This window comes from Flavobacterium crocinum (genome assembly GCF_003122385.1).
In the GTDB taxonomy this organism is placed as follows: domain Bacteria; phylum Bacteroidota; class Bacteroidia; order Flavobacteriales; family Flavobacteriaceae; genus Flavobacterium; species Flavobacterium crocinum.
Genome location: NZ_CP029255.1, coordinates 2,451,418 through 2,469,329, shown reverse-complemented (window position 1 = coordinate 2,469,329; position 17,912 = coordinate 2,451,418). Strand labels below are relative to the sequence as shown.

At 32.8% G+C, this 17,912-nt stretch carries 8 protein-coding genes; all 8 read left to right on the top strand.

Features of this window, described 5'->3' with window-relative positions:
• Window positions 1-148: 148 nt before the first annotated feature.
• The 8 genes from HYN56_RS11100 to HYN56_RS11065 all read left to right on the top strand — a co-directional run bounded on the left by HYN56_RS11100 (window position 149) and on the right by HYN56_RS11065 (window position 17,907).
• Window positions 149-436, top strand: a complete 288-nt coding sequence (locus tag HYN56_RS11100) for a methyl-accepting chemotaxis protein (RefSeq protein WP_109192225.1) — start codon at window positions 149-151, stop codon at window positions 434-436.
• Entirely contained in the window at window positions 433-885 is a 453-nt protein-coding gene (locus HYN56_RS11095) for a CHAP domain-containing protein (RefSeq protein ID WP_109192224.1), read from the top strand. The genes HYN56_RS11100 and HYN56_RS11095 overlap by 4 nt, the downstream gene beginning before the upstream one ends.
• A gap of 27 nt (window positions 886-912) precedes the next feature.
• Window positions 913-1,404: a hypothetical protein gene (locus HYN56_RS11090; RefSeq protein ID WP_109192223.1), complete on the top strand. Its 492-nt coding sequence runs from the start codon at window positions 913-915 to the stop codon at window positions 1,402-1,404.
• 133 nt (window positions 1,405-1,537) lie between these two features.
• Window positions 1,538-2,755 (top strand): hypothetical protein, encoded by a 1,218-nt coding sequence (locus HYN56_RS11085; protein ID WP_109192222.1) that lies wholly within the window; start codon window positions 1,538-1,540, stop codon window positions 2,753-2,755.
• Window positions 2,756-2,765: 10 nt separating this feature from the next.
• The gene (locus HYN56_RS11080) at window positions 2,766-5,774 is read left to right on the top strand and encodes a S8 family serine peptidase (protein ID WP_109192221.1); all 3,009 of its coding nucleotides are present in this window, start codon (window positions 2,766-2,768) and stop codon (window positions 5,772-5,774) included.
• Window positions 5,775-5,776: 2 nt separating this feature from the next.
• Window positions 5,777-9,325, top strand: coding sequence for a zinc metalloprotease (locus HYN56_RS11075; RefSeq protein ID WP_109192220.1), 3,549 nt, complete (start codon window positions 5,777-5,779; stop codon window positions 9,323-9,325).
• Between the two features lie 9 nt (window positions 9,326-9,334).
• Entirely contained in the window at window positions 9,335-10,012 is a 678-nt protein-coding gene (locus HYN56_RS11070) for a hypothetical protein (RefSeq protein ID WP_109192219.1), read from the top strand.
• Between the two features lie 590 nt (window positions 10,013-10,602).
• Complete coding sequence (locus HYN56_RS11065) at window positions 10,603-17,907, top strand: hypothetical protein (protein ID WP_146194587.1); 7,305 nt, start codon at window positions 10,603-10,605, stop codon at window positions 17,905-17,907.
• Window positions 17,908-17,912: the final 5 nt, after the last annotated feature.

Genomic DNA, 17,912 nt, shown 5'->3' with positions numbered 1-17,912 from the left:
TTTTAGGCCAATCTTTGTACCCACGAAAGGAAACAACTGTAACGACTACAACAGAAATTTAAGGCCATATTTCTTCCAAATAACACTCTTCAAAAGCTGTTTCTCCCAAAAACAAAATTCAATCCTAACATATATTTTTTAACATTAAATGGAACAGTTTCTATACCCCACTCTTACAGCATTTTTTGCTGCATTTATCACTTGGTTTTTCTCGATGAGAAAATCACTGGCTCAGGACAGAGCCGCCGAACTTGACAACGCTGTTAGCGCCGTAAAATATTACCGTGACTTACTCGATGACCTCACTGCCCGACTAACCACAGCAACCGACACCATAAAAAAAATGGAAATACAACATAGAGAGCTCATGCTCGTGAACCAACAATTAGTAGATGAGCTACAAAAATTTAAACAACTAAACGGAAAACAACAATGACATTAGCCCAAAAAACCTTAGAAACTGCTATTGCTCAGGTTGGCGTTGAAGAAATGCCACGAAACAGTAATGCCGGTCCTGAAGTCGAGATTTATTTAAGAAGTGTCGGACTCGCAAAGGGATATCCGTGGTGTATGGCTTTTGTTTACTGGTGTACTCAAAAAGCGGCATTACAACTAGGCGTCAAAAATCCTTTAAAGAAAACCGGTGGCGTATTGGACCAGTACAACTCAAGCAGAACTTTAGTCAAAAAAGAACCTCAACCAGGTGATGTTTTTATCATCGATTTTAAAAACGGGACAGGTCATGCCGGAATTGTCGATAAAGTCGCCGGATCTCTTATCTACACCATTGAAGGAAACACAAACGATATGGGAGGTCGTGAAGGCTATAAAGTAGCCCGAAGAAAAAGAGAAATTAAAAGCATTAAAGGCTTTTTAAGACTCTAAAAATCAACAACAATCAATTTATAACCTATGATGAATAATTTAAAACGTCTTGTTTTTTTGTTTTTTTTAGCCTTAGTCCTGGTTTCGTGCAAAAGCCCGAAACCGGTTCTAAGTGAAGATAAAGAAAAAACGATCACTATCAAAGAAACGGTACATGATACTGTTTTCAAAATTCAGAAAGACAGCAGCTCTTATAAAGCGTTGCTGGAATGTCAAAACGGAAAAGTAGTTGTTAAGAATGTTACTCAGGCCGAACCAGGGCGTACATTAAAAAGCCCAAAGGTTCGTCTTGAGAACAACAAACTTAATGTAGACTGCGAACTCAAAGAGCAGGAACTCTACGCCCGCTGGAAATCGCAACAGGTTAAGGAAACCGAAGTAAAAACAATCAACACCACAAAATTTGTAAACTATTTGACTTTTTGGCAAAAGGTACAGATTTGGCTGGGGAGGATTTTTCTTTTGGTGTTGGTTTATTATGGTTTAAGATTTATCAGAAGATTTTATCATTTATTTTAACAAGTGTATCTCTATATAAATTGGTCGGATTTTTGATTATTGTTTTTAAATTAGCTTTGATTAGCTTTTGTAATTAATTACGGAGTTTAGTAACCCAAATCATCCTGACCAACTTAATAATACCACACTTATCATGAAAAATTTATTCTGTCTTTTCTTTTCACTATTCTCTTTATGTATCTCTGCCCAACAGAAAAACAATCATGAGATAAAAATTTATCTCGAAGATGCTGAAACAGGAAAAAACATTGATGATGCAAAAGTAACTCTTGAAGGTTTTGAAATTCCTCCGATTACTAGTCAATACGACAAAAAAGGCAAGTATTATTATTTTGATCAAATACCTTCTGGATATAATACTATTATGTCTTATCACAAGAAATATAATGAGAAGGGATTTCAAAACTTAGAGGGATTACCTGAAGAGTTGAAGTTGAGGCTTTATGATCCTTTGAATGTTTCTTATAGTTTTGAATCTGATACTTATAAAAATTCTATTCAGGATATCTATGTTGAAGATCCATACAAAATAGCAATATTCTCAACTGATCAAATCGATTATAATGTTTTTAAAGATTTTATCACTAACGAACTTAGTAAGTTAAATCTAAAAATAGAAATTGTTAATCCATACTTTGAATTAGAAAAAAATAAGAATATTCCATTCATATTTAGAAATGAGGCTTCATCTCAAAAAGAAGCTTATCCTTTTATTAAAAATTTCAATATACTGCGAGCTACAGAATTCATTCTTCCATTAATCAAAGGATACAGTACATCTGAATTCTATGATGCCGATGATAGAGATTATAAAATTACAGCAAAGCAAATAGCATTTTATATTAGAAAAACAAACTCACAAAAATTTAAAAGATTTAATGATCCAATTATAAAAGAACTTAAAACGATTAAAGGAATAAATGTTGCCTCTGTAATATACTATAAATATTCCTTTAACGATAAAAACAAAGTATACAGAAATCGATATACTAAACATTTAGACCTACAGAATTATTTTACAAACATCGATTCTTCAAAAGTTTTCTTCTATTATAATTTTCAAAATGTTGAAATAATGAAACAACCAAATCGAGATCAATTTGGAATGTCAATTCGAAAACACTACGCCTATCCTAATCAATTTTTAGTATTTCCTTGGCCAAATATTTTCAATAAATATGAAGAAAACATAAAAACTGATCAAACTAAAAATTCAAAGAATCAACAACAAATACTTGATTTCGATAAAGGTTTAGGATTAGGTATTCTCGATCAATATGAAAAAATCAGTGAAGCTATAAAACAGAAATTCTCGATGTCTGATATGGTAAATAACTATGAAATAAATTAATGAAAAAATTATGAGAAATTGGCATACGAGAATAATCAAACTTGACAAAGCCAGGGATGTTATTATTCAAAAAAAAATAGAAAACTTAGAAAGCCCAAATACTAGCGAATCCGCAAATTATGAAATTTATGAACTTGGCGATCCCGATCTTTATGTTGGAGTAATGGAAGGATCTATTGAATATACGCCCATTGAAAGTTCATCTCCGATTGAAGAAAATAATAACTACACCTGCCCAAATAATCATCTTCGTAATGAATTTGGAGACAAGAAAATAATTTTTAGAAAAAGAATTGATTCTTCCTATTATGACGAAAATTTAACAACTGATGAAAATAGCAAAATACCATTAACCCATACAACTAGTGTTGCAGGCGTTATTGCAGGAAATGAAATATACAATGACAATGTATCTGGAATTTGTCCCGATATTAAAATTATTAATGCCTTAGGTAAGTTTGAGAATTCTTTGATTTTATCTGGAATCAATGAATATACAGGACTAAATATTAAATCCTTATATTATCAAAATGAAGTAATAAGAGATGCAAAAGGCAAATTAATTAGTGGCTCGGGTTATTTTGACCTTCCTGAAAAAAAAATACCAAATAGTCCAAGAGATCCAAATAATGCCTACAGTTCTAAAAAAAGTTCTATCATAAGCTGTAGTTTTTCTTGGCCGAGTAATCCTATGAATGGCACAAAAATCACTTATATGTCGCCAGGAATCACAGATTTTCTATTGAAAGAATTATTTGCGTATGGAAGAAACGGAAGAGGTGTGTTAACAGTATTTGCGGCCGGAAATGAAAAAGAAAGCAATCCTGATCGTCCCTTTATGCTAAGCAACAAAACATTAATCGTTGCAGCTTCTAAAGTAACTTTAGCTCAAAATAAACTAGATCAATACTTAGCAACAACCAATCCACTTCCATATGATGAAGATCATCCCACTTATTCAAATAGAGGTGATCGAATCGACATCTGCGCCCCAAGTTGTCCTGTAGGAAAATCAGCTAAAGAAGATCTCGAAATTTATTCTTCAACAATGATGAATTCGGGAGAAATAGCACAAGAAGATCAAGCTTTTACAAGTTCTGTACTACAGAAAAAATCATCCACAGAGTTAGTTTTAAAAGATAATTTTAACGGAATTTTTCCCGGCCAGTCAATTGAAATTGGGGATCCAAAAACTTTTTTCCATGAAACCAGATTTATTACTAATGTTTCTACGGTTCAAATACCATTAGATAGCTCGAATGTCAATCAAAATCTCCGTACTCTGGTAACTTTAGATTCCCCAATCTTATATACGGATGAATTAAAGACTTCGACAACTAATTTTACAATTGTTAATGCTCCTGTGAAAATTTGTGTTTTCAAAAAAAACGCAACATTTATTCATCAAACTCAATTAAGGCTTGATGATATGAAAGGCATTGGAGAATTCCAATCTCCAAAACAAAAGGCTTACATTTATTCTGGTTCAGATATTACTAATGGCATAGTTATTAATATCTATAGTGCAGACTATAAAAATAATACAATTTCATTAGTCAATCCAATAACTTTACCATCTACGACAGACTTATCCTTAATCCCAGGCCAAATATTTGCAAAAATCAAGAAAATGAGTCAGCAATTTTATCCCGTTACAGGCTCTAGTTTTGGAGGTTTTTTTGGAGGACAACAAGTAAGAATTAATATCGATAGCAATAAGTTCAAAAGGCATTTAGAGTTTGTTGAAGGCACTGGTGCGATGGCACATTTAAAATTCAGTCAATTCAGTGCTGCAGGTCAAACCGAAGATGATCTTACTTTAAATGAATACACAATGAATTCATTAGCTTACGGAAATTTAACCAATTCTTTTGGGGGTACTTCTGCGGCCGCGCCTATAGTTTCAGGTGTATCTGCATTATTACTCTCAGTGAATCCAAATTTAAATGCTGCAGAAATAAAACATATTTTAAAAATTACTGCTGATAAAATTACAGGTCCCTCTAATTACAAAACAATTTCAGACATTAAAAAATATAATTTTAACTACAATGCAAATGATTATTTTGGCACAGGTAGAGTTAATACTGAAGCGGCGGTTCGATTAGCCTTAGATTGGCATAAATCCCCCCAACCCGCTCATATCTTAAAACCAAAATTGGAAATCGGAGATAAATTAACAAATTTAGGCATTTGGGTAAAATTGTCAACTGATACTACAAGCCAACCAACATTAGCTAAACCTCTTCATCAAATAGACACATCAAAAGATTATAAAATTTGCGTAAAAGTAAAAAACACAGGCAATTTAGACAGTTTTAAAGAATGTGATTTAAGAATTTTGGTCGCTTTTACGGATGTTCCTGATCCTACTTTTTCTTTTCCAGATAATTGGTATGACCAAAATTCTGTAAAGCTTTTATCAGTCAAAGAAATTCCAGTAATTCCAGCAGGCGGCGAAGCAACAATAGAATTTGAATGGAATAAAATCACCCCTTTTTGGGAAACTTTTAATCCTAAATTAAATGGCTCAAGAAAAAATGCTTACATATTAGCTCACATTGCTCCATTTGATGGATTAGACAATGAAGTAATGACAGATAACATTAGAAATAACAAACAATTATCTTGTAAAAAACTTTTAGTAATTCATAATGGAATGACAGATGGTTCGGCGTACATACCAAGCAAATCTCTAAATATTACAGTTGGCTCCGATATCACTGAAAAAACCTTTGATTTAAGCATGGAGAATGTCTTAGCTTCAGATTTAGAAACTTTAAAAATCAAAGCAACTAGGAAAAACAGAACTGATCAGGCCACTGAAGAAATAACACTTCAAAAATTGGAAACTAATTGGATTGTTGATAACCCTAACTACGATTGGATCACTTTTCAAACGCCAAAAGAAACAGCATCTCTAGATGACGGTTATAAAAATATAATTTTTCCACATAAGTTAACAATAAACGAAGACGAAGACGAAATCAAATTAGAAATCATAAACACAACTGTTTAAGCATGTCAACAATATACGATTTTACATATACATTAAATACAGGAGAAACTCAAAATGAGATTTTTTACAATAGTACAACAACAACTGCTAAAACAGAGTATGGGCCAACTTCCCACTTTTTTGTAGATGAAAACTTGTTGTCAAATATCCTTGCAACAAATTATGCCTCTGATGCATTTGGTCCTTGTGGCACAGAAACAAATAATGTGACTACAAAATTCAGAACGACATCAAAAGTTCGAGCATCAACTACGACACCCGTCAAAGTTTTTGCCATTGCTAATGGTCAAGTAATAATTCAACCTCAAACAGGCGATGAAACAAAAGTAAATTTAATTTTAAAACCATCTGATACTTATGCACCACTTAAAATTAAATATTTTATTTACAGAGGAGTAAATAAGTCTGATTTAATCGATAATGATAAATTAAAACCTGTCAGTGATGATATAAATCAACCAAATTTTTTAAAGAAACTATGGGCTCAATTTACTGCTTATAATACATCCATAAAAAATCCAATTACAGGAGTTAACCTTCCGGTTCCAACTGAGTTTCCATCTTCTTTGATTGGTTATGATGATACTCAATTAGATAATACACTTATTGAAAATTATTTCACAAAAAAAAACATTTCAACTTCTTATCAGATACCACAATGTGAAGCTGGCGAATACTTGGGAAATTTTACGGGAGAAATAGGACTTGATATTGTTTTAGATTATGGCGACTATCAATTACAGAACCAAGAAGAGTTATTCAAATTAGACTTGAAATTTGCCAGAAAAAAAGAACACATTTTCGATACAACAAATGTTCCTCCCTCCATTAATGATACAAAACTTAAAAGGTACAAAGAATACATTCATCAGTTTATGGATGCTGCTGCTTTTTGGGGATCACATATCGAATGTGGAACTATTAAAACAATTGGTAATCAAACAGGTTCAAAAACAAATAACGATATTTTTAGCAAAATTCTTAGCAAATATCAAACTAAAAATAAGATATATGTTTACATACAAGGAGAAAATAACAGAAGCTATAATTATTATGATTCCACAAGAACGGTTTATGGACTATCACCTTCTGCCGACGGAGAATTAAATAATACATCTGGGTGGCCAATTATTATAAAAGAATTAACATCTAGCACTGCTACAGATAAAACTAAAAAAATTATTTTTAATTTAAAATATAAAATAGACTCTAAAATTCCTGAACCTGAAAGACATATTCTTGTGGATGTTATAGCTGCTAATAAAAATAACACATCTTCATATCCAATGGTGGAAAGACCACTTAACCCAGCTTTACCCTCACCTATTCCTGAATTTTTAGCAAACAAAACGTCTTCCATTCCTATTAATTTTCAAATCAACAATACTAAATCTTGTGCAAGCTTCCTATTCCTCTATGTAAACTTAAATCAAGAATTTCCATTAAAATCTTATTATAATGATCTATTTCCATTAAATATTGATACTCATCATCCATCCTCAGCTATTGACACTGAAAATAATAATTCATGGGCTATTTATGATAAAAGCCGAATGATCAATCTTGATGATGTTCTAAATATTGGTGCATCAATACAAAACAAAATCTTTTTCGATAATGGAAAAACAAAAATTTCAGATCTAATCGTAAGAAAATCAAGAAGATTATATTTGGCTGCTTTAAAACGTAATTCTGATAAAAATTTAGAATCTAATAATCTTAACTTCGATAAATTTGAGTCAGCTTCTTTAAATAATATTACCGAAAAAGAAAAATACATCCAGAATTTATATCGAAATTTAGATTTTTTAATCTATAAAGGCACATTTAAAGATGGTGAAACTACAATCAAATCACTTGCTTTATTTAATAAAAATAGTTTAGATGCAAAAAAAAGTTTTTTTCATTTAGGTATTACTAATGAAGAATATAATAGATTAGTTTACGATCAAATTGAAGAAACATCTACTCAATATTTGCCTCTTGACGCCGACAATGTTTTTTTTCACCTTAACGAAATAGAGAATACGCCAAATCTATCTGACCAAAATATTCAAAAATTTAAAGTTGGCATACGTTATGAAAATAATGAGGGGAAAATAGAAAAATTATTTCCATCAAATGATTTATTTGTATATACATTAGATGGACACTATTTTTTCTCAAAAGATTATTCAGAATTTCAAGAATTTTTTGAAGAATATCCAAAGGCTAAAGCCGACTTTAGAACAAGACAACCATATCGTGGTGAATATGGATTTGACTGGATGCGAGTAAAAGATACTTATATGCCTGATACTGGATATGGTGATTATCCAGGTGATGATGTTCCGGGAGATATTATTTATAAAGACAATGTTGGTAAATTATATACTGATGAAACTAAAACAACTGTTGTCAGTGATATAAATGGCAGAGTTGGTGTTTTTTCTGCGAGCTCAAAAATGTATAAAAAGCTTGAATTAGAATATAAAGTTTTCCCCTTTCAATGGCAACAAGAAAAAACAGATCAATATTACACCCCTTTACTTACAATTTATCCCCCGTACGTTCCTCCTGCCAATAAAGCAGATTTAGATAGGCAATCAATTTTTAGTCCGCCTTACAACGATTACAACGATGATGTGAATAGAGTTGCTAAAATGAATTTACAATTAAACATTACTGATGAACCAATAAAAATTGAACTAAAATATGACACAAGTCTTTTTGACATTACATCAAGTAAATCTATCTCAAACATACCTAAAACAAAAGGTAAACACATATTAGACATCACAATAAAGTGCTTAAAAGAAATTGAAACAGAAAAACTTATAAAAGTACTAGCATTTTACAGTAACTCTACTGATGGAAAAATAATTGGCTTTTTAAGAGTTAATGCAAATGGGGCAACATCAAGAATGTCCAAAAAGATAGCTTTAATAAGTGTTGTAACTAATATAAATGGAATAAAAACTCCTGATTTAGCATCAAAAGCATTAACTATCAAAAAATATTTAAGACAAATTTTAATAACACCTGTTATTAGTACATTTGAATTAAAACTCACAAATAATCAAAAGGAAACCGATCCTTCTTTTAAGTCCCAATATGTCCAAAATATATCAGGAAACAATGTAATTATTAGTGATAAAAGAGTAAATGGAATTACTGAACCTGGATTTACTCGACTAACAGACTTCCTTCTTTCTCAAAATGGTCCAGAAAATAAAATAAAGGATTATTATAAAGATCATTATATCATGTTTGTTTTTGATGAAGATGGAGGAAGTATTAACAATGGTGTATATACCGAAAGAAATGGTTTTTCCGAATCTAGCAGAAAAGTTATCGTCGTGAATTCTGAAGGCGCTTATACTCCGGCACATGAGTTATTACACGTTGCAGGTATTCCACATAGTTTTACAGCTTATGAAGCTGCAAAATCAGCTAAATTCACGTATCGTCCACTTGCCACTGATAACCTAATGGATTATGCATCTCCTAGATTTTCATTATGGAATTGGCAGGGGAAATTAGCCCGAATGAATGCAGAAATAGAACCTTAAAAAAATGTAATGAAAAATCTCATTAGAATAGCCACAATCTTAATACTTTTTCAAGGTTGTTATGTCCAAAAAAACATTAAAACAGGAAAAATTAAAATTAATAATTCATTCGAAAAATTTGATGGAGATAAAATTTATAGTGAAATAAAAAGAAACAGCTCTGATACTATTTATATGTATTATAGACCTGACAGCTTTACCATCATTGATAAAGATGGAAACCGTCTAATCGAGTATCATAAATTTCTTGGAGATAAGTTTGGATATTTTGGATATGATTATTCTAAAGATCCATTAATTGGAATATTCCGAGAGTTCTATTCAAATAAAAATATAGAAACCAAGGGAATTTACTGCTGGTTCGGGTTTAAAATGGGTAAATGGTACACCTTCTCTCAAGAAGGTAATTTATTATCTGTAGAAGATTTTGATGATGGTTATAACTTCAATGCAGATAAGGTTTTCCTATATTGTAAAAAAAACAACATTCCTTTAGAAAAAGGAGGATACTTTAAGACTTTTTATCCCTATAAAACCAAAATTCGAAAATTTAAATCTGATACTAAAAACTATTGGATTATTGATTACCCCGATTATGAAAAACAAATGGATATCACAATTCAAATTGATGCTTTAGATGGTAATATATTAAAAAGATCAGAAAAGCCATTTTATATTGGTGAATAAATCTGAATTTATTTATAATATTAAAATTACCGTTATAAAACTCTTACTTACTAGCCCCACTTTTATTTAAAAACCTAAATTATCATAACAAGCATATTGATAAAACTCATCTTTTACAATATTTATCTCTTATTCTATAAGTATCTAATTCTTCTAAACAAGAACATTATAGATGAACTATAGATTAATGTCCACGATATTGCAAGGTTAAAACAAACCAAAATCTAGTTTACAATTCCAAAATAATTCTGTGTTTATAGACTGTACAACTTTGTACAGTCTGCAAACACAAGAGTTCAGCATCCTTGCATTTAATTTCTAAAGCAAAAATTTCACCACATATTTGCCTTGTGAAGCTGAAAAAATAGCAACAATTCATTAAAGTATAGATTTTTCAAAACCTGAAACTTATAAAAATAAGTTCGTGGTCTTTATAATTATCCGTGTTATTCATGATCGTACTCTATAAATCCAAAGTATAGATAAAAAAAGGGATACAAAGATTATAGACAACTACCAAAAATCCGTCAAGTAAGCTACAAAACGGTAACTCAAAAAACACAAATAACAACACAAATAGTATTAAAACTATGTCAACAACGCCAACAGAATATAAATACTACCCAGCTCTATCGGACATAATGAAGCCTGAGGATCTTCCCGATTTCTTAAGTTTTATTAAAGATGGACTACAAAGTGTCTTTGATAAAATGTATTACAAAGACTATCAAACTTCTAAAAGTACTTCAGGAAGTAGCGCTTTTTATAGTTTGGATATTATCAGTAGAAAAAAATTAGCTTTAGAACTACCTGGAACTGGAGTTTTCTTCGTTTTAAATCCTGATTATGAAGATTCAAAAATCTCTTCGTTTCCAGTCACTGTTTTTTGGGAATGGGAAGTAATGCGTTATCTCAAATATTTCAACAATAATAGCTTTTCATTTTCCGTAGAAGATTTTTATGATCTTGCCCTTACGGTTTTAAACATCTCTGAAGAACAAATTATTCAGTTAGCCATTAACACTTTTGTGGTTCAAAGCAGTCCGGCACTTTCAAAATTTGGACAGCTTGTACAGGATATAAACAAACTATACAATACTACAATTGCAATTGACGAATCTTCTGAAAACAAATTACAAGAGTTAATTGTTCAAGTCAATCTTTTAGATAAAAAAGTTGCTCCTTCTATATTCTCTCTTTACCTACTATCAACAGATTTATCTGAAACTAAAGCTAAAATCAAGATCTTTTTCTCTTCTTTCATTCCTAATGATATTGAAGAATACATTAAAAAAATTATTACACCTAAAGCGAGAGTAACTCTTGAATTAGCGGCTGCAATTGAATTTCCAAGAAAAATGTTAGTGCCTTGGAATAATGATGGTACCGAAAGAGATGACGATGAAACGCATATTGCCCGTTTTCAATTTGCAAAAGCACTTCTGTATGCAGATACACAAGAAGGAATGGGATACAATCTGGAGCTAGCAGGAACTTTATCTCCTAAATATTGTGAAATTGGGAAAACGGGTATGCTTGTTCAAATTGAAAATTTAAAACTCGATTTAAGCAAAAAAACAAACATTCCGGAAGCTACTGCTGATGGCAGACCAAACGACTTTGTGGGAGTTTATGCCCGTGCAGTATCTGTTACTTTGCCTTCAAAATGGTTTCATGATTATGAAAAAGAAGGACAAGGAAGTACAAGCACAACATTAAGAATTGGTGCATCTGATTTACTAATTGGAACAGGCGGAATTTCCGGAGATATTTACCTGGAAACAGTTCCTGTAAGTACTGGTATTTTCAGTTATTTTGGTGATAAATTCGATTTTGACTACCCGCTTTCAATGTTGGTAAGAAACGAAGAAACAGATGTAGTTGAAATCAAACAAATTGCAGATTATGATGAATTGCTTGATTACCTGCAAGAATTTCGTGCAACAAGCACTCTGCCATATCCTTTCAGTTATCCTTTAAAATTAACCACTAAATCTACATTAGTATCTTCACAAGTTAGTCCAAATACTGCTTATAGTTTTAAAAATGCTAAAGAATACCAAGCATTTTTATCAAAACTTGTAACAGATAATACACTTTGGAAAAAAATTGGTAATCCGAATCGCGGGTTTGAAATTGGCTTCAACAAATTTGATATTTCTTTCAAACAAAACAAGGTTATTGGTTCTAATATCAAAGGACAATTAATTATCAATAAACTAAAAAATGAAGATGGAAGTTCTTTCCATGCAACACTGGAAGGTCACTTATACGATGACGGCGATTTTAATCTAACTGCTTCTTTCGATAAAGCAAGCGAACCAAAAGCCAATCTATTTGATCTGGTAAACTTTGACTTTCACAGTTTCGAATTAGGAAAACAGGATGACGATTATTATGTAGGTACTTCCTGTTATGTTTCGTTTCCTGAAGGAACCTTAATCAATAAACTCGCAAAAGGTCAGGGATTTGATGTTGAAAAACTTCGTATTTACAGCGATGGAAACATTGAAGTTGAAGGAGGTTCAATCCCGATTCCGATTAATTTATCGGTAAATCTTGGACCGGTTCAGATGGCGGTGAGCAACATTAACTTTGGATCAACTCAAATTAACGGACGCAAATATAATTTCTGGGGATTTGATGGAGCGATCAGTGTCAATCCGCTTGGGGTAGATGCCCGTGGTGAAGGTATTAAGTACTATTATGCTACAGATGATGGTCCAAAAGACTCTTTCATCAGAATCCAGACTATCGAAGTCGATTTGATGATTCCGGGAACTGCTACAGAAGAATCGGCTATGGCCATTATTCATGGTATGATTTCGCTTCCACAGCCGGGAGAATCACAGGAATTCATGGGAGAGGTTTCTTTAAAGTTACCAAAACCAAAAATTTCAGGAAGTGTAGGAATGCGTTTTGCACCAAAATATCCTGCTTTCTTAGTCGATGCAAGTATTGAATTGCCTACAGGTATTCCACTGGGATTTATTTCGATTACCGGTTTCAGAGGTTTATTAGGATTTAGATATGTGGCAACCAAAAAGGCGGCCGGATTAACAACCGATAATTCCTGGTACGAATTCTATAAACATCCAAAAGCAGGTATCAATATCAGGAAATTCAGCGGTCCGCCGGATTCTTTACAATATGATTCACCATTTTCTATTGGAGCCGGTGCCACTTTTGAAACAACAGGTGGTTCCATTTTAACATTGCGAGCCATGTTATTGCTGTCTCTTCCTACTCTGTTTTATATTGAAGCAGGATTAAATGTTCTTGGAGACCGACTTGGCCCTATCGAAAAAGATCAGACTACTCCTCCATTCTTTGCAATGGTTGCCTTTGGAGATAACTCTCTGGAAATGGCCGCCGGAGCCGATTTCCAAATGCCGAAACAAGGTGGAGAAATCATTCAGTTACATGCTTTATTAGAAGCCGGGTTTTTCTTTAAAAATCAAAAACCATGGTACATCAATATCGGATCTAAAAAAGATCCAATCATGGCGAGAATTTTAACCCTGTTTACTGCTAAGGCCTTTATTATGTTATCGGCTCAGGGAATCGAAGCCGGTGCCAGATTAGACTTTAAACTGGAGAAAAGCTTCGGACCTGCTAAGGTTAAATTATGGGCTTATCTGGAAATGGGTGGAAAAATTTCGTTCAAACGTCCTCAAATGGGTGGTTATATTGCTGCCGGTGGAGGAATTCAGATTAAAATCTGGATCATCAATGTTGAAATTGTTTTAGATACCATTTTCTCTGTAGAATCATTTAAACCATTCCTGATTTATGCCAAATTAGAATTAAGTGTTCGTGTTAAAATTGCCTTTGTAAGAGTCCGTAAAACATTCTTAATTGAACTTCAGTGGGATATTAACAGAATTGTTGACCGTACGCCTTACAGTCCGCTTCCTAAAGGAACTTACGGAGACGTTAATGACAGCAGAACTGCCGATTCTGTAAAAGGAGTTCACATGCTTACCAATGAAGCTTTCTTACTGAATTATTTTGATAACAAGCCTGATCCGGATGATATTTCTTCAATAATTCCATTAGACACCTACATTGATATCAAATTAGCTAAAGGAGTATTGCCAAATAAGAATCTTTCTAAAATAATTGGAGGATATACGGCTGATGCAAAAAATTATACCGATTTAATGCCTCCCGAAGGAACCTCTAAAGCAGGTAGAAAATTGCGTCAGGTGAAACATGAATATGCAATTGAATCGATTGAACTGAGCTCTGCTAATGGAAATTCATGGGTACCTTATCATCCTTTTGAAGCTGTTGTTGCTTCAGATGACAGGGATAATGTAAAGAATTTGCCTTGGGCACAATGGCAAAAAGTAGTGGATCAATATGATAGTATTCGTGTATTGGCAACAAACCCATTCTCTTATTTAAGTGCAGGAGAACCTGGCTGGCATGTTCCGGAACAATTCGGAATTACTCCTTCTAAGTTATTCTGTGTATCCGATAGCATTGAGCCGGAGTATGTTAATTTCATAAACAAAAAGATTGGTAAACGCTATTATGTTCAGACTCAATATGAAGCAGACAAGATTAATGGCTTGTATTTTAAACTTGTTGGAGAAGTTCCTGAAACTGTAGACGGTGAGCTTATAGATGGAGATTTTATGAGTATTTCTGCAGAAAGTAATCCTTTTGGTTTCAGAAGATCCCTTTCATTCAAAAACTATAATAAACTGGAAATTATTTTCCCTGAGTCTGCGATTGAACCGACTTTAAAACTGACAACGCATGCCAAAACAGTAAAAATTAGTGCCTATACTTCTGTTTTTAAAGATGGAGAAAAACTACCTAAATATGAATTAGTCAAAATACGAAAATCTCCAGAATCATTGCCTTTAGAAGAGGTAACCTATACTAAAGCTGAACTGAGATCACCAATAACACTATTGGATGAAGAGAGTAATATCTCATCCAAAAAGAAAATTGACAAAATTGTAATTAGTCCGGTTGCGGCAAATGCTGATGCGATTTTAGATGTAAGAAATAAAATTGCAGCCCTATTTAATCAATCATACGCTTCAAAAGATGGTGAATTCATTATGACTGAACCTAGTAATTTGGTAGAATACGATGAATTGTTAGTAAAATTGGCAGAATTAAAAGTAGATGCCGGTAATGATAATCCAACCGGAGCTGCTACTTCATTAACGTTTACGCGTTTCTATGGATATAATGGAATTGCTAATTATGCTTTTGACAAAATTTTCAAATACAATGACACCTATTTAGTTTCATTTTATCCGAGTCCAAATACAACGGTTATTGCACAAATTGATGCAAAAGGAAAGTTGTTAAGAGAACGCTTGTTGAATGGTTTAGTGACATCAATGCAGGTCGTAAATAATAATTTATTACTTACTCAGGCTTTAGATGCTACTCAGTGCAAAGGAATTGGTGAAGCAATTATCGATGATACTTTTATCGTAGGCTGTGTGGCTCCGGCTAAAACAACTGCAATTGTTGAACTGGATTCTGAATTAAACAGAACTTTCGGAATGCAGTATCAAAATACTTATTCTACAGGTTTCAATAAATTACTGTCGCTTCAGAATAATGAATTGCTTTGGGTTAATACTTTAGAAAATGAAACTCAGATTAACTGGATTAACGGTACAGATCGTTCTATTATTCATCGTGTAAAAATTGACGAAGTAGCGCTTAAAGTTCTTCAGCATAATAATACTGATTTCAGTCTGATCACAAAAAACAAAAAAATCGTTCGTATCAGCATTAATGAAAGTACAAAAGCCATTGCGATTGCTGATACCAAATTAGTTTCTGAATCATCAATTTCTGAAATTACAGATGCAGTAATTGCAAATGGAAAAGTCCTGCTTACTGTTAAACTGACAAACGGAAAATTCGGATTGGCTCAGGTTGACGGAACAAATAGTACTGTTGTTAAAAACGATGTAATTTTTGATTCTCCGGTTTATTTATCAAATAAAACGCTGGCTGATAATGCTGTTATTGCCTACAATCAAAAATATTTGTTTGTATTTAATACGTCATTACAACTTACCCGATTAATTGAAAGAGGAAGTACAAACGATAAAGCAGCAGTTCTGCACATTCAAAATGAACCGTCAGAGAATGAAATTGTAATGCTTTCTTCTAAACAAAATGAAAAAGGAATTTATTTCTCTCTGTTTAATGATCAGTTTGACAATTGTTCTTTATATCCAACACAAACTGTTTCGGTTGAATCGTCTGCATCTGCTCTGATTAATTCGACTGCTAATCTGACTGAATTAGATACGGTTATAAAATCGGAGTACATCAGAACAATTAAGTCTTCAAAATTATTAACGATTAATGCTGTTCTGTGTTCTGCAGGAGGAAATCCGGATGAAGACAACGAATTAGATTATACAACTTATATTCAGGAAATCGGATGGCTGACAAAAGAAAGCGCTGAGCATAATTTAACTATTCCTGGTTCTACGGCTGTAGCTGAAGACAATCAGGCAATGGAAGCTGCCATTCAAAATACGGTTCAGCCAATTTGGAGACCAAATTCAACTTATTGTTTAAAATTTATTTTGACAGATAAAGTAGATAATGGTACCCCTGTGAAGTTCGAATACTATTATGGATTTAAGACATTAGGTCCTGTTGGTCATTATCCTGTTCCTGATGAAGATCTTGCTCCTGGTCAAAAACCATCTGTCAAAAATGAATTGACTGAATTATCAAAATCACCGTTAACTTCGTTAAGACAGTATTTAGATTACAACCGTTCTTACCCTAATGCTGATGGAAGTTTATTATTATCTAAACCATCATTCTATGGAAATGAGGAGTGCAAAATATCCATGTTCTTCAAGAATCCATACGTGTACCATATGTTTACAGACTGGAAAGATTATGGAGCAGGAAGACCGGAAATTAAAGGGGTAATGAATCTTATTATCAAAGATCCATTAAATGATGTTCTTATTCCGTATCCTTTACCTACAACGGCAACTACTTATCCAAAAGCACATGAAGAAGACATAAAGTGGGTGGATGATAATGATCCCAGAATTCCTTTAAACATCCAAATGTTACAAAACATGATTAAAGGAAGTACCGGTAAAATAAGATGTGACATTACGATTGGAGATGCCTTAAAACCAAAATCATACGGATATGAGGTAAAATTAACCGATCTAAAACCTTCGAAACTGTATACTGTTTTAGTGAAAAACTATTTTGATGAAAATCAGGATAAAGCTCCAACTGATAATGAAAATGTATTAGTACATCAATTTGGATTCCAGACCTCACGATACAGAGACTTTGCAGAACAGGTAAACAGTTATAAGTTAAGTACCGAACCGGTTCGTAACGCTTTATTTGATGTTCCGTTAAGCTTAAGCGAAGATCAGATTACTTCTTTAAACAATATCATTTTTGGTCAGGAAGATCCGTTAAGCGATGCATTTGCCTTGAAATATCAACATCTATTTGATCGTGCTGTTGAAGGCGTTTTGAAAATGTCTCCTCTTGATCCTGCTCAGTCTACTGAAGTAAACCGAATTATCAATACCAATACTGGTGAAGTTGTAGCGCTTTTAGTTCGTAATCCGGAGCCATTCAATATTCCTAAAATTCCATTGGATGAAATTAAGAATACGGTTGCTGTTGTCGACGATGCAGGTGAAGTAAAAGCAAATTATAAAGTGTTGTATTCTAAAGATTATGCCCAGATGCTAATCATGACTGACAGTAAAAAAATTACTGATCAAAATTTAAAAATCAGGTTTGAATACAGAATGTGGAATAACAACGGAATCGTTGGACCTAATACTACTGCATTAACAGTTCGTGTTGGTGAACCGGTAATCTTACCTATTGAAAATATAAATCTTTAAAAAAC

Excerpts from the sequence above, each read along its gene's own strand:
- HYN56_RS11095 (WP_109192224.1), top strand. The coding sequence starts at position 433 with ATGACATTAGCCCAAAAAACCTTAGAAACTGCTATTGCTCAGGTTGGC.
- HYN56_RS11070 (WP_109192219.1), top strand. The coding sequence starts at position 9,335 with ATGAAAAATCTCATTAGAATAGCCACAATCTTAATACTTTTTCAAGGT.
- HYN56_RS11085 (WP_109192222.1), top strand. The coding sequence starts at position 1,538 with ATGAAAAATTTATTCTGTCTTTTCTTTTCACTATTCTCTTTATGTATC.
- HYN56_RS11100 (WP_109192225.1), top strand. The coding sequence starts at position 149 with ATGGAACAGTTTCTATACCCCACTCTTACAGCATTTTTTGCTGCATTT.
- HYN56_RS11080 (WP_109192221.1), top strand. The coding sequence starts at position 2,766 with ATGAGAAATTGGCATACGAGAATAATCAAACTTGACAAAGCCAGGGAT.
- HYN56_RS11075 (WP_109192220.1), top strand. The coding sequence starts at position 5,777 with ATGTCAACAATATACGATTTTACATATACATTAAATACAGGAGAAACT.
- HYN56_RS11090 (WP_109192223.1), top strand. The coding sequence starts at position 913 with ATGATGAATAATTTAAAACGTCTTGTTTTTTTGTTTTTTTTAGCCTTA.
- HYN56_RS11065 (WP_146194587.1), top strand. The coding sequence starts at position 10,603 with ATGTCAACAACGCCAACAGAATATAAATACTACCCAGCTCTATCGGAC.